The sequence below is a fragment of the Microcoleus sp. MON1_C1 genome, from assembly GCF_036701945.1.
GTDB lineage: Bacteria > Cyanobacteriota > Cyanobacteriia > Cyanobacteriales > Microcoleaceae > Microcoleus.
This window is the reverse complement of the sequence record NZ_JAUBRO010000080.1, coordinates 1-19,640: the sequence shown is the minus strand read 5'-3', so window position 1 is coordinate 19,640 and position 19,640 is coordinate 1. Positions and strand designations below refer to the sequence as shown.

Genomic DNA, 19,640 nt, shown 5'->3' with positions numbered 1-19,640 from the left:
CGAAACATCTTCTCTTCATCCCTTGGGCTTGTCTTGGCAACTAGAATAACTGCTCCCCCTACTTATTGAGCCGATACGATGATTTGTTGGATCGATGTAAAGTCAATGAATATAAAGTGACGTTATATCGAATGAAAAATGATTGGGAATCCTCCTTATATCTGGGAGTACAGACCCTCGAACTATTGGGAATCAATTTGAAAGCTTTTCCTGAAGAAGATGAACTTATCGCCGAAGTGAATCAGGCTAATGAGACAATCGCTGCCCGGAAAATTGAAAATTTTATAGACCTTCCTGAAATGCAAGACCCTGAAAAACTTGCTGCTATGGTACTCCTCAGAGAATGTGTACCTCCAGCTTACTTTTTAGGGTCTAGATTGCTGTTCATCCTAGGCATAAAAATGATTGAGCTATCGCTCACCTATGGGAACAGCCCCCACTCTTCAGTTGGATATATCTATTATTCGTTAACACTGGCCTTTGTAGCACAAGATTTTGAAACCGCCTATAAATTTGGAAATTTAGCCTTGAGATTGAACGATGACAAGTATCAAATGAAGCGTTATGAAGCATTAATTTTGAATATGTGGGGAGGATTTGTTTCCCATTACACTGAACCTCTCGATCGCTCTAAAGAGCATTTAATGAGAGGTTATTATAGCGGCGTAGAAAACGGTGCCTATCAATGGGCAGGATATTGTGCAATCAACTTTTTGTTCATGTGTTTTTGGGGGACTGATTCGTTAAAAGAATTATCAGAAAAAATTGATAAGATTATCCCCGGTTTGAAAAAAGTCGATCCAAACATGGTGCAATATTATTATGCGGTTAAAGCGACTATTTATAATTTGATTGAACCCGTTGAAGATTGGAGTGTTCTTGATGAATCCTTATGGCCGAATGCCAAGGAGATCATTAAGTCTTGCCTTGAAAAAAATGATTTATTCACGGTATTTATAGAAATAGCCTGTAAATTGTCTTTAGCCAACTGGTATTCAGATTCTGAGAAAGCGATAGACTATGCTAACGCTGCCGAAAAATATTTGATAGGCGCAACGGGGATTTTTATTAATCCGGCTTTCCACTTTCATCAATGTCTAGCCTTATCAGTTGGGTATGACGATGCTGATGGTGAAAAACAGGCACAGTATGTGGAGAAGATTAAATCCAATCTTGAGAAATTCAAACTCTGGAGTCAACATTCTCCGAGTACCTACCTTCATCAACGTCTGCTAATCGAAGCTGAGTTGGCGCGAATTACAGGCAAGACTCTGGAAGCGCAGGATTTGTATGACCAAGCGATCTCCTCAGCCCGAGAAAATAAATTTTTGCAGAACGAAGCTCTAGCGTCGGAACTAGCAGCTAAGTTTTGGTTAGGTAAAGGCAAAGAGGAAATCGCTCAACTCTACATGAAAAAAGCTCACTATGGCTACCAACGCTGGGGTGCTCAACGCAAAGTGGAGGATTTAGAAGCCAAGTACCCGCAGTTACGTCGTAAATTATCGGCCACCAAAAGCATTAATTCCACGCACAGGACAACTACCAACTCCACAAGTGGTAGTCAGTCAGGTGAAGCCTTAGATTTAGCTACCTTCATGAAAGCCTCCCAAGCAATTTCTAGCGAAATTGTATTGGATAAATTACTCACCTCCTTGATGAGAATTATCATTGAAAATGCTGGAGCGCAATGTGGCTATTTGATTTTAGAAACTGAGGGGAAACTGCGGATTAAAGCGTCAGGTTCCGTAAGTTCTGATATCATTACGGTGTTACAATCAACCCCCATTGAATCTGTAGGGGCACAAGGCGTTGCACCCCTACCCGTGTCCATCATCAACTATGTCGCTCGCACTTGTAAAAGTGTAGTCTTGAATGATGCTGCTAATGACCCTAAATTTGCTCATTCCCCCTATATCAAAGTACATAAGCCTAAATCAATTTTGTGCTTCCCTCTCCAACATCAAGGTAAACTGGCAGGAATTATATATTTAGAAAATAATTTAACCACAGAGGCTTTTACTCGCGATCGCGTAGAACTCTTAAATCTGCTTTCCTCTCAGGCAGCAATTTCCATTGAAAATGCCCGTCTCTACAATAATCTCACCGAACTCAATCAGGCTTTTGAGCGCTTTGTCCCCGGTCAATTCCTCCAGATTTTGGATAAAAAGAGCATTCTTGATGTTAAATTAGGCGACCAAGTTCAACAGGTAATGTCGGTACTATTTTCCGATATTCGCGACTTCACAACTTTATCGGAAAGTATGAACCCTCAAGACAATTTCAAATTTATTAATTCCTATTTGTCTCACATGGAGCCAGCTATTACTGACAATCAAGGATTTATTGATAAATATATTGGCGATGCAATTATGGCCCTATTTAGTGGCGAGGCAGATAATGCAGTGAAAGCAGGAATTGATATGCTGCATCATCTGACTGAATATAATCAACATCGCACCGCTTCTGGATACGTGCCGATTAAGATTGGCATTGGCATCAATACAGGTTCTTTAATACTCGGTACAGTGGGGGGAAAAAACCGGATGGATAGCACGGTGATTAGCGATGCAGTGAATTTAGCCTCGCGGATAGAAAGCTTGACTAAGCAATATGGGATTTCGATGTTAATTAGTCACCAAACTTTCCAGTCTTTGCCAGATTCTAACCAGTATGCTATCCGTTTTATCGATCGCGTAAAAGTTAAGGGAAAATCAAAAGCGGTATCGATGTTTGAAGTTTTCGATGCCGATCCGCCTGAGACTTATGAGGGCAAGGTAGCCACGAGAACGCTATTTGAAGAAGCTTTGTTACTCTACCAAGGGCAAAAGCTTAGAGATGCTGAGCGATTATTTGCTGAGTGCCTGCGCCGCAATCCTACAGATAAAGTGGCTCAAGTTTATCAACAGCGCTGCACTCAACTCGATCGGGACTAAGGATGCGTTAGCTCAAATCTTGAAATCGGGTTTTGAGTAGCAATCGATACTGTTGGCAAACTTCACAATTAGCTGCCTCCGGTGAGCCGTTTCCGGGAATCCAACAATCATTGACTTCACTCACAAAAAGTCCTTATTCAAGTAATATACGGGAAAGGGAAGTTATCTATATATTACTCGGAAGGGGTTGTTGCTGTCGTTGTTGTAGTAGCCAATTCGATTAATCGTCTTAAAGCTTTTTGAGCAGGCTTATAGTTGGGAGCTTGTTTGCCTCTCTTTAGCTCTCCTAAAACCTGTTTCTTCTAATAGAGCGGGCGATCGCATTAAGTTGAAGGATAGAATGCGATCGCGAAATCAAAATCTTCAACCAGTAACCTCTGCCACTAAGTGAAGTGCTAAGTTGGATACAACAGACAGCAGCTCAGTCCTAGTAGGTTGACAGCTAACGTTCCTGTTGAGCAGCTACCATTAACCTTGGCAACACTCCTCGGCATCTATCGGCAGTCCGCTCCAGCAGGGTTGTTAGGACTCACTACTGCAACGCACTTTTTCAACAACTTGACGAATTGCATCAATGACTAATTCTGGTTTATCAAGTTGGATTGCATGTCCAGTTTCATGAGCAACAATGTGAACGCCTTGGGGCGACTCATTGGCTAGATCTGCGTGTAATTCTTGCAGTTTCTGAAGCACATCTTGTGTTATGTCGAAGTCTGGCTTTCCAGCCGACAAGACAATGAGAGGAATATCAGGAAATGGCTTTGTCTGACGTATCTGTTTAACCTGGTTCATGCTGATTGATACCGCCGCCGATTCCTGAGCAAAAGTTTTCCCAAACTGAGTTTGAGAATAGAGTGCTTTAGCAAGAGGTCGCATTGAAGGTGGAAATTTTTGGAATAAACCAGCCGCCATAGGCACAGAATCAAAAGTGACCAGCAAACGAAGCAGACCGATACGTCCCATAATCGGCACTACATAAGTTAACAGTCCTTCAAGTCGTTTGTTTAATTCAACCCATTCGACTGGTGTCTCGTCGTACATTTTCTCATGAGCGACATCCACTAAAACCATTCCAGCCACTTCTTCTGGATAGTGATAGGCAAATAAGCGACTGAATAAACCACTTAAAGACATCCCCACCAAGACATAAGGTGGCTCAATTTCGACCTCTCTCAAAAGTTGCCGCAACTCACTAATAACTTGCTCAGCCGTGCGTGGTTCTGAACTTAAATCACTCCAGCCATAGCCTGCCCGATCGTAGGTCAAAATTCTTGTGAATTTGGCAACTTCGGGCTGCACTAATTGCCAATCTAGGTGAGTACCTCCGCTTCCACTATCGACAATGACTGTTGGGCGACCTTCACCCATAACTTGATAGTGCCAGTTTTTGCCGTCAATTTGAATTACCTTTCCAGGTGGCAGAAACATAAGGCGATCGCGATTTGTGGCAAGTGCTTGATAAATTGCTCCCAGCCCGACTACTCCAATCAATACCCCAAGGGGCACAACAAGCCATAGCATTCAGTTGCTCCCCAAACTTAAGTACGTTTGCAATTGTCCCACAGATGGCTTTTCTGAGTCGATTCGGCGATCGCGATTGACTAGCTATAGAACAAAGTAAACCTTGAGACTTAACATCTTCACTTAGAGCTTCTTGAAGTATCTGGCGACTGGGAATAGCTCAAAGCCCACCTTTTCATAGGTGTGACGAGCTCTTTCATGACCGCGATCGCCTCCAGTCTCAACCATCGCCACAGACATCCCAGCGTCTTTACTTGCCACAGAAGTGGTGGAACGGAGGACTGAGGGATTTCAATGCCCCTGGGATCACGATTGGGTATTCTGCTCGTCGTGCTCTCCTGAATTTACTGGAAGCGGGCCTTGTAAGCGTTACTAAATTCACTGCGGGTTCAGGACAGTTGTAGGTAGCTTTTCGCTCAGCTTCCCCAAATAAAGAATACCGGGAGCAAGTGTAGCTCCCGGTATCAGCTTTTCCAGTTCCGTTGTTGTTAAGTAAATCCAATCAGGCTCAATTTTGGAAAATTTGCCTCACTCTATTAAGCACAGCGGCTCGTTATTGGTTAGCCTGTTCCAAAGCGGGAGTCGCTGGAGTTCCAGCAATTTCGGCCAAATTAATCTTGACGACTTTATTGCGGGCTTCAGTCACTTTGGGCAGGGTTAGCGTTAGAATGCCATCTTTGCATTCAGCTTGCACAGAGTCGTTTTGGATGTGTGCGGGTAAGGGAAGCACCCGGTGGAATTTGCCATAGCGGAATTCTGAGCGGACGTAGCCAGATTTTTCGTCTGTGTTTTCGTAGCGGCGTTCGCCAGAAATAGAAATGGCTTCGCGAGTGACTTGAACGTCAATGTCTTTGGGGTCAATTCCAGGCAGTTGCGCTTTTAATACGAAGTTGTCCCCAGCATCAACCAATTCCAGAGCTGGCATCCAAGCGGCTTCTGAGTTATCTCTCGTTGCTGCCCGTTGGTCAAAAACTTTATCGAGTTGCTCGCGGATCGTTTCAATTTCCGTGAAGGGTTGCCAATAGCGCATCAACATAATCTGTCACCTCAAATATTGGTAAAGCTTTATAAGGAAAGTTTGGGTTGAAGCTCATTGCTTACAGTTATTATGATGCCGCTTTATAACTGGGAGCAACAGTCAGGAAAACCCCACTTTGTTAGTCGTATTTGCCAGAATTAGTGCGAAACAATCATAGTAATTCGCATTGAAGAAAACCGTACAAAGCTATTCCTAGAAACCGAAATGCTGTGGCAACGCCATGATGACCTTGCCGAGCGAACCCTGAACGGCGCGATCGTCGGGAGAAGTATGGTTGGTGTTGCCAACCGTACCAAAAGCACGGTGCGGGTGATGTGTAGCACCGTAAGGACGTGATTTGTCGGCTATCGCTGCTTTCCTATAGCCATCGCTCGCTGTATGAGGGATCTCGCATAATCTTACTCTTAAAAGCGCGATCGCCCAAGAGGCTATGTGTCGTTAGTTCAACCAGTAGTAAGAGTCTAAAGCGCTTCTCTAAAGTGTGTAAGAGTCAATAGCTGTACTTGGGAGCGATGGCTACGCCCCCTTCCGACGCATCTATCTAATCGGTTGACATCTGGATTTTGACTCACCCCATCTTCCATCTCGATCGCCGAGTGCATCCCACTCAAAATCACGCTCGCACTTTGGGTTTCATCTCGTACCAATCGCTCAACACAACCTTGACATGGAGAAACGCGAAATACTCAGTTAGTTTGCCGGTGCAATGATCGAAGGGTTGTTTGAGTACAAAGTGCAGCCATTGCATTCCGAGATTTTGGGCATGGCGGGCGTGTTGAGGTTTTGGTCTAGCGCTCTTGTGTCACTGTGATGCGAGTATAAGCCTAAAATGATCCAAACCCAGTTGCTGTCTATGGATGAAGCCCGTCGGGCTCGACCCACCATCAATTTTGAAGATCGATAATTATAAAAAAAAGGCGTTTGTACTTGACAAACGCCTTTTTATAGAATTACAAACGCGGCGTCTTATCTTGTTTAAACGACGCTAACCATTCGCGAATTTGGTCGGCCGCAATCTCGCGCCCGCCCAAACCAAAAGCTAGAGCAATACCAACTGCGATCGCCCCGAGCAGCAGCCCGAAAGCCAAATTCACAATATCGCTGCCAATGCCCATCTGTTGCAGCGCCAAGGCCGAAACAAAGGCAATAATCGCGATCCGAGCCGTTTGACCCAAAAGCCGCGCTTGGCGAGTTCCAGAACTGGCAATCAAACTAAACGCCAGATTCGCCAAATACAAGCCGATCGCAAATACCACCAAACCGGCCAGCACCCGACCTGCAACCAGGACAATACCGCTAACAATCGCCGTCAGCGCTGGAATCCCGAGCACGTCGGTAGCCGCCACCACAGCAAACAGCATGATGCCCACCTGTACCACAATGCCGACAAATTCCGAAGGCGTGCGAGCCGGAAGTTCCGGTTCCTGAAGAATCGTTGCGTCGGGATCGATCGAACTCGGCGGTAGCCTCAGCGACTGTTTCGGTGGCTGCACTCCCAACCAAGAAAAGACATTGTTGAAGCCAATTCCCGTCAGGATATTAGTCACCAAATCGCTGATCCAGCGGCCCAAAATGTAAGCAACCGCCAGAATTAGGGCTGCTGTAAAAATGTTGGGAAGCGTGCCCAAAATCGTGTTGAGCATCGCGATTGCCGGCTGCGAAATCGCCTGAATGTCCAAAGCGTTCAGAGCTGCGATCGCCGTTGGAATCAAAATCAAAACATAGACTATCGTCCCGACAATCCACGACAGGGATTGTCCGCCCGAAGTCCGCGAAATTCCAAACCGAGCGCCCAAACCGTCCGCCCCAGCAGCAGCCAACAGATTCGTGACAATCCGCCGCACCACCATAGCCAGCAGCCAGCCCACAAACCCAATCAGCACAGCTTCGAGGATTTTCGGAATTGCCGCCAGAATTTGGTTGAGTAAATTATTAACTGGCAGCAGAGCCTGCTGCATTTCCAGCGAGTCGAGAATCAGCGGCAAAAACAGCAGAAAAATGAACCAGTACAGCGCATTCGCCACAGTATCGCTCAGCAGCAAAGGGCGCTCAGTGGGCGCTGCGCCCACCTCCTGATTCAAGCGCTCGTCCACGCTAAAAGTCCGCATCGCCCGCGATACGGCCATTTTGGCTACAGTTGCCAACACCCAAGCAATCCCCAACCAAATTAGCGCGCCGGCTAACTTCGGCAAGAAACCGGTAATTTGATTGAGAAAAGTATTGAGGGGTTGGGAGACAGCCGTTAGATTCAGGCGGTTGAAAAAGGCAATTAGGAAAAAGATAAAAATGATCCAGAACACCGCTGTGGAAATCCATTTTTCCACTTGCGGGGCTCCAGCTCCTTCCGGTCGGCCGGTAATCCAAGCCGCCAGCCGATTGTCGAGCGTAGTCTTCTTGAGCAATCCCCCGACTACAGATGAGACGAGGGCTGATACTATCAAGCCAATTAGCAGGATACCGACGGCCCAAAGGAGATTTTCAATGTTTGAGCCCTGAAGGAAATTGTTAATTCCGCGTTCTGCATCTGTCAGGGCATTCCCGGGTTGGGCCTGTGCCAAAATGCGATCGGACAAAGCCGCTATTGGCCCCGATATCGGTTGAGTTATCTCTTGCCAAGTTTCATTCATTTTTTTCTCAGGTTAACGTCAGATTTGACATGGAGAAGACGAAACTTTAATAATAGTTCCACAAAATCTAGACATTGCCTAAATTTAATGTTTGTACGCTTTTAATCGTACTGGGTTAACTACAAAACCCTCTATCGAATTAGGGATAAACCCATCTCCGACTGCTTTTCGGCCAATATTCAAAGAACCGTTTACATCGGCATTTATGAAGCGTCCAGTTTGGGTTCTGAACAATCCTCTTTTTACCCTACTGCCAATGTAGTCGGAATGTTGTTGAATTGGTTCCCTATCCAAGGCTGAACATTGGGATGTGTAATTCTCCTCTACTAACACAACTTTAATTCCCGCAATCTGTCCTTTGTACTGCAACATTTGCACGAATCGGGGATGGGGAATACAGGCAAAATTTTGATTATTAACCTTGCCAGTCTTAATCCCATCTTTGAAATCCTGGTTCCAGCCTATAACCAGCAAGCCAATTTGATGATTGACGAGTTCTTTAATAATTGCGGAGCTCGTCGTGTGGAAGTAGTAATCCACTTTACAGTTACGCTTGTGCCACAATTTGGCGAGTTTTTTACTGGTTTTTTGGGCTGCAGGCAGCAAGGATTTCAAGGCCGATGAAACTTGATTGCAGTATTGGTTGGTTGACTTAACACCCCGTCCGTCGAAGATTGTCGGTACTAACCCAGGAACATTGTAGGTTAATGTTGCCAGATTGTTTAATCCTAAATCTATGGCAGCTACTCTCTGATTAACTTGTAAAGGCTGTTCTAACTTTTCATAGAGCACCTCGACAACATAACAACCTACTTTGGGAACAATCCGGATTTCCAGAATCGAGGTGACTTTTGAGGGCAACCAAATATTTGTCCCAGAGGGACGAGCATATCCTTTTTTTAAGGCTCTTTTGCTGACAGCTTGACAATTAAATACAACTACATAGCGCCCGTCCTCTCTTTTTCGCTCTCTTGAACCTTTATAATGAGGGATTTTCGGGGCGGCTTTAAATTTAGTTGGGTCTTCCTGATAGTTCCGCACCGCCAGATAATAGCTAGTCCATGCTTTGAGCACTAAGCCGAGCGTGCTTTGTGCTACCTTTGCCGGCAGTGCTTTGTAATCAGGACTTGTTTTGAGCGTGTGATAAACAGCCAGAGCGTTTGTTTGTTGGCTGGCGAAAAAGTTTTGACGGTAGATGTAGTTAGCGCTATTGTAAAGATTTTTGCACAGCCAAGACAGTCGATCGGCTTCTCGATAAAACCTATGATTTGGTTTAATGACGTGCCTTTCGACTAACTGCATAATCGGTATATATACTTTAATTCAAGATGATACACTGTCTTTATGAGTGTGTCAATCTTTTAATTTCTGGAAAAATTGACGGTACAAGTAGATAAAGGACTATAAAGTAAGCAAAGTTTTGTAATACCCTCGTTGTTGCAGGTTCTCATGTCAATTCGTCAAGTTTTCGAGCAATCCATTGAAATTCAGGCTGCTGCTACTCTGGTGGAGCGCTGTATAGTCGATCGAACTTTGATGCACAAGTGGCTTAATCCCCTGCTACGCTGCGAACCCGAGGGCGAATGGGATACGGCTGTAGGAAGTCGCAGCTTATTTATCATAAAAATTCCCGTTTTGCAACCCACTTTAGAGAGTGTTGTGTTGGAGCGACAACCCGGTTTAATTGTGTGGGGGTTTGACGGATTTTTCAAAGGATGCGATCGCTGGGAATGCCAGCCCCAAATCCAAGGAACTCTCTTGATTAACCGCTTTGAATTTCAAATTCCCAATCGTTTAATTAGATTTGGTTTCAATCGCTTTGCAGCCCCTTGGACGCAGAAAGATATGAAAGACCAACTCCGCCGACTCAAGCGGGTAGCGGAGCAACTATCTCAAAAAATGGGTAAGGGGTAATGGAGAAGGGGTAATTGGGAACTTGTTCGCTCGCGTAGCCGAAGTATTGGTAATTGGTAATAGCTGAAAACTAAGAGCTAATAGGAAAAAAAGCACCAATTTCCAATTCCCAATTCCCAATTCCAAATTTCCAATTCCCTGGAATTTCAGTTATTTACTTCACACTTCCTGATGGACTGGGCTGACAAATCATTTGTCTGGCAGAATTCACCGCTTGGCCGGCGGTATTTTGCAAAGCCGGGGAATTCTGATACAAAGCTTGCAAATCTTGCACGTCTTTAATCACTCGCTCGTAGATAGCAATAGCTTGATTGCCGTCAACTTCTAAAGCCGCAGGGCTGTAATTTTGCATCACTTCAATCAGCGATATTTTGCCATCTTTGGAAGCTGCGACTAAAGCATCGCGCAGTGCGGGCACGCTTTGAAGCCGAGCAGTCGGCGCATAAGCAACCTCGCCCAATTGTTTGAAAACAATTTCCCCAAAATAAGTAGTTGCCAGCCGCGCTACTAATTGGGAATCTAAAGGCACTTCTCGCGTTAATATTTCGCGCACCGACTCGGGAGTTTGTTTCGCAAGACTCAGAACGCTTTGCAGTTGAGATGATGCTTTGCCAGTTTGTGCAAAGCTTTGCAAGTCGCTCATCGGTAATGTTACGTCTACAGCACCGTATTTTACGGTAAGATTGTCTAATGCAAAGGCTTTGTCGCTGCTTAGGAATACTGCACTTGTTCCCAGTAAAAGAGCCAAACCTAATGATAAAGACTTTGACATTCTTTTGGTTAAATGGGCTGAGAGCGGTTGCATTCCGTTGAGATAACCTTGTTGAAACTGAAAGTTCATGAGTTTGTGCCTCTTTACTTCAAAATACTTTTTCGATCGCTCGTCTGTGCGGGTATGAGTACAGGTATCTGTGCGGGTACCAGTCGGGAAAGTAGACTCGGGATTTCCGTAAATGACCTATAATTTTACAGTCAAGTCAAGCAAATTCAACCTATCAAAAGATAGGTGTTAATTGACAATTAATATGTTATAATTATTTTTTTAATAATTTTACATACCTTTGCAAAAATGATAAAAGCGAAATTTGGTGGTCGGGCAGCAGTGTATTGAGTGTCACTTGAATATGTCTTATAGTCTGCGATCGATACCAAATTTAAGTTCACATATCCCGATCGAGCCGATCGACCAATTGGCGAATTCTAGCAGCATCAGGAGCATTCGGAGCATTTCTCAGGTATAGTTCCAAATCGTGGCGCGCTTCCACGAAGCGTCCCAGTTGATAATAGAGAATTCCGCGATCGCGCCGTTCCCCCAGCGCATCGGGAAACAGCAGCAAAATCCGTTCTATCGCCAAGAGTACCCTCACAGCATCTCCCTGTTGCAAGTAAATCGCCTTCAGATTTCCCAGCATTCGCCCCAAAAAATGTCGGCGACTTACTGGAGCTAGAAAAGTCGGCTGCAACTCCATAGGTTGACCGTAAATTTGAGAAAGTCTGGCTTGACAATCTTCAGGAAACAGGATTTCGCCGCCGTTAAACGCATCAACAAAAATACCAGCATCTTCAAAATCCGGTCTAATTAAAAAATGTCCCGGCATCCCAATTCCCACCATCGGAAAATCAATGCGCTGAGCAACCTCCAAATAAACCAAAGATAAAGATATCGGAATGCCAGTACGCCGATCGATCACTTCATTCAAAAAGCTATTGCGGGGGTCGTAATAATCAACATCATTGCCCGCAAACTGCAATTCCCCGTATAAATAGCCGTTAATAGTTTGAATAATCCGCAGCGGATAATTCTGTGCCGGCAGGCGTGAGCGCACTTCATCTGCGATCGTGTCGAGAGCGTTGAGATACTCCTCTGGCTCTAAATTTGGGTATTCTTCCAAAGCCATATAAAGAGCAGCTTTCGCCAAGTCGATCGAGCCATCAGGCTGGTTTATTTCTCGATAAAAGAGTTGTCGGGCGATCGGAAAATCCATATTTATTATTGATTTATTTTTAATTTACTTTTTGTACCAACACCATGAACAGGCAAGATGCCTGTTCCACAACAAAGATTCTTCTGGGAAACAGGCATTTTTTGTAGTATAATTAACCTTTTTTATTGTAAAACAGGTACTTCTTATTGTGAAACAGCCATCTGGTCCGTTGCCCAAAACATATTAAAAACAGTGCATTATTTAAATTGTAATATATTCTAAGTTTTTTCATCTAAATCCGCCACTATTTTTAATAAAGCTTCACGATTTTTTTAAAATCGAGCCAGATTGAGGTGAACGCCCTCGGATGTCAAATCTACTTTCAAATCCCGTGACTTTTACCAATCACCCAACTGCGGCGGAAAATCCGAGCCAGAGTCGATTCTTCCAAAGCAAAATAGATAGGGCGGCCGTGAGGACAAGTGCGCGGATTGCGAGTTTGCTGCCATTCATCCAACAAATTTTGCATTTGGGAAAGACTCAAAGGAGTACCGTTTCGCATAGCGCTACGGCAAGCAGTCGCAACTTGAGCCGCTTGTAAATCTGCGACTTTACTGAGTTCAAAAAGCGCATCCGCACAGTCATCTCGATCGGCTAACAATTCAGGAACTTCGCGGGCAGCCCATAGCTGTTCGCCAAAACTTTCTACTTCCAAACCCAAGCGGGATAAATTCTCAATTTGCAGCGCCGATAATTGACTGAGAATCACTGGTTTTTCTAGACATTTTAACTGCCAAGCCGCGCACAATTGCTCGTATAAAACGCGCTCGTGAGCAATGTGTTGTTCCACCAACCACATTCCGCTGGAATGTTCGGCAACAATGTAAGTATTGTGAACTTGAGCGATCGCCCTCAATTCCATCAATCCTATTTTATTAGCTTTTTCCTGTTCGCCACCTGCATCATTCTGCCTAGCCGAAATCCCGACACTGTAAGCACTTTTTTGTTCCGATGCCTTCAGCAATTTTCCCACTCGATCGGGAATTGGGGCAGGCGGCAAAACTTCATCGTTCAAATGCAAAGCACGAGCAATTGCTGCGCTAACTTGTGCTTGCCAAAAACTCGGATCGTGCAGATAAATTTCCACCTTAGCCGGGTGGCGGTTCCAGTCGATTTCCGAAGGGGAGATTTGCAGGTGGACAAAACACACGGGATAGCGATCGCGCGGACAAGTGCGGGCAAAGGCGCTGAGAATAGTTTGCTCTAATTCGGGCGATCGCACAACTCGCCGATTTACCCCAACTTTCACCCAATCCGGCCGCCTGCGGTGACACCGATCGGGCAAACCAATTACTAACTCCAAACGCTGGGAATTGGGCATTTGGAAATGGGAACTGGCAACTGGTAATTGGTAATTAGGCTTAACTGTAGCTCCAACAAGTTGAGTTTCTATCAATAAATTTGCTGCTTTCTGATTTTGAGGACTCGTCGGCAAATCTAACTTTAAATACTGCAAATCGCTCGCTCGCACACCGCGCACGAATTGAGGTAAAAGTTGTTCCGCTGTGCTACCAGGAGTTACGTGCAAACAAGGCGTATTTCCTTGACGCAACTGCCAATTAACGTGCGGGTGACAAATAGCAATTTGCTGAAGAGTTAATTGGATCGATCGCATTTGCTGTGCCGGCGACAAAAAACTGCGGCGCACAGGCCAATTGCCAAACAAATTATCAACAGTCACCACCGTACCCGGAGCGATGGCCGCTGTTTCCACCTCCACAGCAACGCCTGCGTTATTGTAAACCACCCGCCAGCCCGATCGAGCATTTTCAACTCCCCCCTTGTTAAAGGAAGATTTGGCGGGGGTTTGCGCCGACTCTCGATTTTCCGAAAAATCCCCCAATCCCAAATCATTCGATCGGCTCAAAACCTCCAAACACCCCAACTGAGCTAAACTGTGCAAAGCTTCCCCACGAAATCCCAAAGTATCAATTTTGTAAAGGTCTGCTTCAGTGGTAATTTTGCTCGTACTGTGAGGCGAAGCCGCCTGCCGCAAATTTTCCAGATCCATTCCCGTACCATTATCTGCAACTTGCACCCGCCACTGTTCCGGCCACACAGAAACAACGATGCGAGTTGCGCCAGCATCCAGAGAATTTTCAACTAATTCTCGTACCGCTGCGGCGATCGAGTCAATCACTTCGCCGGCGGCAATTAAATTGATAACTTCTGTGGGTAAGGTTTGAATAGTAACTGGCATCAGATTTTTAGCGGTTCGTTAATTCAATTCTACTTGATTCTGCAAATCGCTACACAGTATTAGGAATTAGGTTCTTAAACTCGGTTTCTCATAAAAATATTGTTTAATAACAAGATATCTACTCATCAACCAAGTCTCTGAGGCTTAGTGAGAAAGTCCTAAGTATATATCTTCCTCCCTACTTAATTTTAATCGGCTAAAGCCATGCTTTTCGGCAAGCGGATGTAAAAAGTTGTGCCTTTTCCGTCCTCTGACTCATAAGTAATTTTCCCTTTGTGAGCCTCAACTATCGACTTAACAATCGCCGTTCCCAACCCAGTACCAGTCCGCTTGCCATAAGTCACAAACGGTTCAAATAACTTTTCCTTAATTGTCGGTGGAATGCCTGGCCCGTTATCGTAAATGCTAATTTCGGCCCACTCCTCACTTTGTGTCACAATAATCTCTACTCGCCCCCCTCTTCCGCCAAAAGCCTCAACAGCATTCCCAACTAAATTTTGTAAAACACGCAAAATCTTATTTTCGTCCGCTTCCACTATGACTTCTGTCACCCGTACTATCAAATCTACGTTGGCTGCTTCACAATAAACTCTGTTCAACTTTTCAAAATGCTGCAACGTTTGAATTAGATTAACTGGTTTTTTATTTAAGACAGAATTACCGCGCGAAAATTCTAACACTTCTTCAGCCATCCCCAACATTCGCTGAACCTGCAATTGAATAAGTTCGCACCACTCCTGAGTTTCCTCATCTTCGTGCATTTCTTTGAGCATTTCAATGGAGAGTTTGATTCCGGTAAAAGGACTTTTGAAATCGTGAATAATTGTACTCACCATTTCTCCTACCAATACCATTTTTTGTTTGTGTACCAACTGGCTAACATAGTGATCCGTGGTTTCTCGTAAATTTTTAGTAATGAAACTAAACATTTGCAGTACCGAACTGCCTTTAGCAAACTGGAGAGTTGCTATTAGTTCTTCACGGGCTATTTTGGCCAAAGTCGAGCCTGCAACTGCCACTGCTCTAGCACTGCGAGGTTCTCCGTCTAAAACTCCGAGTTCGCCAAAATAATCGTCTGGCTTAGCCACAGCAACAGTTTGATATTTATGATTTTCAAGACGCTTGCTAAACTCGACTTTACCTTCTAAAACTAGATATAAAAAATCCGCTGTTTCTCCTTCTTCAAAAACCAGCGTTTCCTGAGCAAAACTCTCCAAAACAGCTATTTGGTAAAGGTGAGCAGCTTGCTCGGGTTCAAAATAAGACATAAATCGATGAGAGGCCAGATCCATGTGAAAATACCTGAGGCTTAATTTAAACAGTTTCTTTTTTCTATTTTCGCCGATCGCCATCAGTGCGTTAATAAAATACAATACTGCTTTAATCTGCCTCTCTTTTCGAGCCTCCTAGGCTTTGACACAAGCATCAGCGTCGGGATGCAGAGCCAGACTAGCATAGCAGCACCAGCAATCTCACCAAAATCCTCAGTTAATTGACTAAAATACATAAGTATTGTACTATTTTTGAGATTTAAATTGGATGTGCGGGGGGTTCTCCGGCCACCTCAGAAGATTTTAACTGTAGAGAGATCGTGTAATTTAAATGTCGATCGACCGAGTTTACAAAAATTAACGCTCACCGGATAAAACGATCGCAGCATTCTGCCCGCCAAAGCCAAAACTTAAACAAACCGCATTTCTGACAATAGCCGATCGCGCACACCGAACAAAATCTAATTCAAACCCCGGTTTTTTCATTCCAACGCAAGGCGGCAACATCTGATATTTAAGGCTCATCAAACAAAAAGCCGCGCCCAAAGCTCCGGAAGCTCCCAAAGTATGACCCGTAGCCCCCTTAGTCGAACTAACAGCAACTCCTCGGTGAAATAACTTCTCAATTAACAGTGCTTCGTGTCGGTCATTTAACTCAGTTGCAGTACCGTGAGCGTGAATAAAATCTATATCAACCGCCGCTAAATTGCTGCGTTTCAAACATTGATTTACCGCCGCGATCGCACTTTTCCCCCCCAGCTCCGGCGCATTAGCATGGCAAGCATCATTTGTCAAGCCAAAACCGGAAATTTGACCGTAAATTTTAGCACCACGACGCCTTGCCAACTCGGCAGATTCTAATACAAATAAAGCCCCGCCTTCACCGAGAACAAAGCCTTCCCGATTTTCATCAAAGGGATAGCATCCATTGTTTGCCAAAGCACCCATCCGGCTAAATCCAGCCAGAGTCAGCGGTGTGATAGGCGCTTCAACAGCACCTGCGATCGCCCGCTGACACTCACCGGTGCGGATTAAATCAACAGCGCGGGCGATCGACCAAATACCCGTCGCACAAGCAGCCATCGGCGCCAGTACCGGCCCCGTCGAACCAATTGCCCTCGCCGCTGCGATCGCCCCCATGTGAGGCAAAAAATTCACAAATTGAGAATTGGGCATTGGGCATTGGGCATTGGGCATTGGGCATTGCGAATCGGTAATTGAGAATTCTCTATCCTCTTCCTTCTTCCCTCTTCCCTCTTCCCTCTTCCCTCTTCCTTCTTCCCTCTTCCTTCTTCCCTCTTCCTTCTTCCCTCTTCCTTCGCTTGCCAACAGTTCCAAATTTGCCTGGAAGCCTCGGCTAGAACCGATCACAATTCCGCAATCGGGCAAAGGCAAAGTCAAATTAGCATCTTGCACAGCATCTGTTAAAACCTGCCGAATTAAAGTTATTAAATCGACAGGTTTTGTGCCAATTAAAGCCAAAGGTCGCCGTTCAAGTTCTATAAAAGGTTGATGTTGCCGAATTCCTGATTCCCCAGACAACAATCTTTTCCAGCTACCATCCAGAGTGCCTAAAGCAGAAACCAGGCCAATTCCCGTAACAACAACATCCACATCTGCCCTCAGATTCCCAAATTTTTAGTCATTAGTCATTAGTCGTTAGTCATTAGTTATTTATGATTGGAACTAATTATTAACTACTAACCAACGACCAACGACTGATATCGTTCCCGGTTGCATCGGAATAATAAAATCGAGTCAACCGTCAACAGTCAACAATCATTTCGATCGTGCAACCGGAATTGATATGACGAGTGACGACTGACGACTGACTACTGAACAGGCTTAAAATTTTCCAAACCCTGAGTAACAGTAGCCTTCTCAATGCGATCGCCCGCTTCAATCTTATCAATCACATCCATGCCTTGTTTCACGTACCCAAAAACCGCATAGCTACCGTCCAAAAACGGTACATCGGTCAAAGTAAAGTAAAACTGAGAAGAAGCCGAATCAGGACTCTGCGATCGAGCCATAGCAACAGCCCCGCGACTGTGCACCAACACGGGTTTCTCCTTAACCCCAGCTTCTTCTAACGTTTGGCTGTAAGTCGGATTGGCAGCACCTTTAGCTTTAATTTCCAGAGGAATCCTGCGTTCGGTAGTAGTTTTCGGGTCAATAAAACCGCCAGTTCCCAGTCGGGCTGTAGGGAATTTAGGGTCTTTACCCTGAGGGTCGCCGCCCTGAACTACAAAAGGCTGAGGTTCCCGCACCACTCGGTGAAATACCAATCCGTCGTAAACTCCTTTCTGAACCAAATCGACAAAATTGCCCGCAGTAATTGGCGCATTTGTGCCGTCGAGTTCGATCGTAATTGGAGCACCTTTAACCGTCATCACCACCGTTGCTTTTCCTTCCAATCGTGGCAAATTGCTAAATTGTGAACTCGCCGCTACAGCAGCAGGAGAAGGAGACGGAGACAAAGAAATATTTTCACCCGACGCCGGATTCGATGTCGCAGTCGAGTCTGCCACAGGGGAACTACCGCATCCTCCGACAAACAACGCGCCAATTATTAAAAGTGAGAACAACCACCGCTGAATTTTGATTTGCATTTGCATTTGTATTTTCACTTTGAGTCAATTACGGACTTTGCAACTAAAGATTTTAATTCAATAGTCCGAACTGTTTTTAGTTCCTAGTCTGAAACCCGCGATTTTGCTTTGGTAGCGAACAGGCATTGGAGCCTTGAAACCCTTATTCTACGGTTGGCCATCAAAAACTATCCGAAGTATTGTTAATTGATAGATTCAAAAATTGGTAACGGGCTTACTCGCAGATCGATCTTTTTCACTTACCAGGTAGGTAAAGTGCGCGGCCCGGCGCACCCTACGAGACATTACCAATCTAAAATCTAAAATCGCAAATCGAAAATCCCTAAAGTCCTTCTAGGGGAACTTGCAAAAATCGAGCCAATTCGGCTGCTTGATTTTCCACTTCCGACAAAGCAATCGGCTGTCCGACTCTAGTCAGGGGAAACTGACGGCGGTCTTTGAGCTTAAGATAAATACTGCGGCGGGGACTGAGACCTTCTTTAATGTCTACCCGCACAGATTGCACGTCCGATGTCTTGCAAGTAAAATCAAGCTTGCGGTTTTTGCCGGGAAAACCCCAGCGAAAGATCCGAATGTTGCCAGTTTGCCGATCGAACTCGCTGTAACCGCCACCGACATCCCAGAGAATAGTCAGCCACAGGTAGAGCGCCAACAGCACGCCACAGACACCGTAGAAACCCATCGCAATGCCTTGGGGGATGAAAACAAGGTGAGTCGGGTCAGCAAAAGGCAGGAGGTTAACGTGCAAGTAGCTGGAAATGCCCGACAGCAGGAAACCAGTCCCTCCAATGCTGACCACCGTCGCCCACCAGTAATTGCTGAAGCGGCGGGAGCCCAAAACCGGGTAGCGCAGGACAGAATCGATCGAGGTCGTTGTTTTTGCAGTCATAAAATTAAACAGCCTTAAAGCCAAATCTTAATTCAATTAGCCCACCGAGCGTCACACTTCGCTGACGAGATCGCGATCGACCGATCGGCATTGTGTAACAACTCCTGCTAATTATGTTGAAAAATTCTGAACTTCTAATATATACTTATGTTAAGTTTAATTAGAAACCTTAGTTTTTTAACAAGCAAAAGGATTTTACCGCAGTCAGGAACTAAGGGCTAAGGCCACTGAGCTTGTAAGAAATTGCAAGCTGTTCTGACCAGACCCCTCGCAAGAGGAGACGTTATTTAGGTCACGACACCGGCGAATGCGACGCCAGTTTTCCGCTCGGTCACCTGCGATTAAACAGTTTTAAAGTCACTGAAACACTGTCGCAGGTCTAACAAGCCTTTATAACCAGGTCGAGGCGAACATTACCCCGCAAGGGAGACTGAGGCAACCATACCTCATCGGAGGGGCAACCATACCCCTCCAACCCCGAAAGGGGAAAGATTCAAGGCGATTGAAATCGCCGCGTTGTTTTCCTCTCAGGTCGGAAGACACGCTCGTTTCCCACTTACCCAGTTTTTTTTATGACAATCGCAGTCGGACGCGCCCAGACCGAAAGAGGCATATTTGATGTCCTCGACGACTGGCTCAAACGCGATCG

The 19,640-nt window shown here is 45.2% G+C and carries 14 protein-coding genes; 2 read left to right on the top strand and 12 right to left on the bottom strand.

What is annotated here, in order from left to right; genetic code table 11:
* The first annotated feature begins 197 nt into the window (after positions 1–197).
* Positions 198–2,933, top strand: a complete 2,736-nt coding sequence (locus QUA62_RS27415; RefSeq protein WP_333407994.1) for an adenylate/guanylate cyclase domain-containing protein — start codon at positions 198–200, stop codon at positions 2,931–2,933.
* A gap of 522 nt (positions 2,934–3,455) precedes the next feature.
* Here QUA62_RS27415 and QUA62_RS27410 read toward each other — a convergent pair.
* The 5 genes from QUA62_RS27410 to QUA62_RS27390 all read right to left on the bottom strand — a co-directional run bounded on the left by QUA62_RS27410 (position 3,456) and on the right by QUA62_RS27390 (position 9,422).
* Positions 3,456–4,454: an alpha/beta hydrolase gene (locus QUA62_RS27410; RefSeq protein ID WP_333407993.1), complete on the bottom strand. Its 999-nt coding sequence runs from the start codon at positions 4,452–4,454 to the stop codon at positions 3,456–3,458.
* 123 nt (positions 4,455–4,577) lie between these two features.
* Positions 4,578–4,715, bottom strand: a complete 138-nt coding sequence (locus QUA62_RS27405; RefSeq protein ID WP_333407992.1) for a hypothetical protein — start codon at positions 4,713–4,715, stop codon at positions 4,578–4,580.
* A gap of 292 nt (positions 4,716–5,007) precedes the next feature.
* A complete protein-coding gene (locus QUA62_RS27400; RefSeq protein WP_333407991.1) occupies positions 5,008–5,490 on the bottom strand; it encodes an Hsp20/alpha crystallin family protein in 483 nt (160 codons plus the stop codon).
* A gap of 953 nt (positions 5,491–6,443) precedes the next feature.
* Positions 6,444–8,120 (bottom strand): mechanosensitive ion channel, encoded by a 1,677-nt coding sequence (locus tag QUA62_RS27395; protein ID WP_333407990.1) that lies wholly within the window; start codon positions 8,118–8,120, stop codon positions 6,444–6,446.
* 84 nt (positions 8,121–8,204) lie between these two features.
* The gene (locus tag QUA62_RS27390) at positions 8,205–9,422 is read right to left on the bottom strand and encodes a transposase (protein ID WP_333407989.1); all 1,218 of its coding nucleotides are present in this window, start codon (positions 9,420–9,422) and stop codon (positions 8,205–8,207) included.
* 147 nt (positions 9,423–9,569) lie between these two features.
* Here QUA62_RS27390 and QUA62_RS27385 point away from each other — a divergent pair, with 147 nt between their 5' ends.
* Entirely contained in the window at positions 9,570–10,034 is a 465-nt protein-coding gene (locus QUA62_RS27385; protein WP_190661051.1) for an SRPBCC family protein, read from the top strand.
* Between the two features lie 154 nt (positions 10,035–10,188).
* Here QUA62_RS27385 and QUA62_RS27380 read toward each other — a convergent pair whose 3' ends face one another.
* The 7 genes from QUA62_RS27380 to QUA62_RS27350 form a co-directional block, all read right to left on the bottom strand.
* Positions 10,189–10,875 carry an alpha/beta hydrolase gene (locus tag QUA62_RS27380; protein WP_190736051.1) on the bottom strand — a complete coding sequence of 229 codons (687 nt, stop codon included), beginning with the start codon at positions 10,873–10,875 and terminating at the stop codon, positions 10,189–10,191.
* Between the two features lie 319 nt (positions 10,876–11,194).
* The gene (locus tag QUA62_RS27375; RefSeq protein ID WP_333407988.1) at positions 11,195–12,019 is read right to left on the bottom strand and encodes a SirB1 family protein; all 825 of its coding nucleotides are present in this window, start codon (positions 12,017–12,019) and stop codon (positions 11,195–11,197) included.
* A 322-nt stretch (positions 12,020–12,341) separates the two neighbouring features.
* Positions 12,342–14,219: a DNA mismatch repair endonuclease MutL gene (gene mutL / locus QUA62_RS27370; protein WP_333407987.1), complete on the bottom strand. Its 1,878-nt coding sequence runs from the start codon at positions 14,217–14,219 to the stop codon at positions 12,342–12,344.
* Between the two features lie 188 nt (positions 14,220–14,407).
* Entirely contained in the window at positions 14,408–15,511 is a 1,104-nt protein-coding gene (locus QUA62_RS27365) for an ATP-binding protein (RefSeq protein WP_333407986.1), read from the bottom strand.
* A gap of 336 nt (positions 15,512–15,847) precedes the next feature.
* The gene (locus tag QUA62_RS27360) at positions 15,848–17,104 is read right to left on the bottom strand and encodes a beta-ketoacyl-ACP synthase (protein WP_333407985.1); all 1,257 of its coding nucleotides are present in this window, start codon (positions 17,102–17,104) and stop codon (positions 15,848–15,850) included.
* Between the two features lie 218 nt (positions 17,105–17,322).
* Complete coding sequence (locus QUA62_RS27355) at positions 17,323–18,108, bottom strand: peptidylprolyl isomerase (protein WP_445251840.1); 786 nt, start codon at positions 18,106–18,108, stop codon at positions 17,323–17,325.
* A gap of 316 nt (positions 18,109–18,424) precedes the next feature.
* Positions 18,425–18,991, bottom strand: coding sequence for a photosystem I assembly protein Ycf4 (locus QUA62_RS27350; RefSeq protein WP_333407984.1), 567 nt, complete (start codon positions 18,989–18,991; stop codon positions 18,425–18,427).
* Positions 18,992–19,640 lie beyond the last annotated feature (649 nt).

Coding starts and splice junctions, on each gene's coding strand:
- QUA62_RS27410 (WP_333407993.1), bottom strand. CDS start 4,454: ATGCTATGGCTTGTTGTGCCCCTTGGGGTATTGATTGGAGTAGTCGGG.
- QUA62_RS27400 (WP_333407991.1), bottom strand. CDS start 5,490: ATGTTGATGCGCTATTGGCAACCCTTCACGGAAATTGAAACGATCCGC.
- QUA62_RS27395 (WP_333407990.1), bottom strand. CDS start 8,120: ATGAATGAAACTTGGCAAGAGATAACTCAACCGATATCGGGGCCAATA.
- QUA62_RS27390 (WP_333407989.1), bottom strand. CDS start 9,422: ATGCAGTTAGTCGAAAGGCACGTCATTAAACCAAATCATAGGTTTTAT.
- QUA62_RS27385 (WP_190661051.1), top strand. CDS start 9,570: ATGTCAATTCGTCAAGTTTTCGAGCAATCCATTGAAATTCAGGCTGCT.
- QUA62_RS27380 (WP_190736051.1), bottom strand. CDS start 10,875: ATGAACTTTCAGTTTCAACAAGGTTATCTCAACGGAATGCAACCGCTC.
- QUA62_RS27375 (WP_333407988.1), bottom strand. CDS start 12,019: ATGGATTTTCCGATCGCCCGACAACTCTTTTATCGAGAAATAAACCAG.
- mutL (WP_333407987.1), bottom strand. CDS start 14,219: ATGCCAGTTACTATTCAAACCTTACCCACAGAAGTTATCAATTTAATT.
- QUA62_RS27365 (WP_333407986.1), bottom strand. CDS start 15,511: ATGGATCTGGCCTCTCATCGATTTATGTCTTATTTTGAACCCGAGCAA.
- QUA62_RS27355 (WP_445251840.1), bottom strand. CDS start 18,108: ATGCAAATGCAAATCAAAATTCAGCGGTGGTTGTTCTCACTTTTAATA.
- QUA62_RS27350 (WP_333407984.1), bottom strand. CDS start 18,991: ATGACTGCAAAAACAACGACCTCGATCGATTCTGTCCTGCGCTACCCG.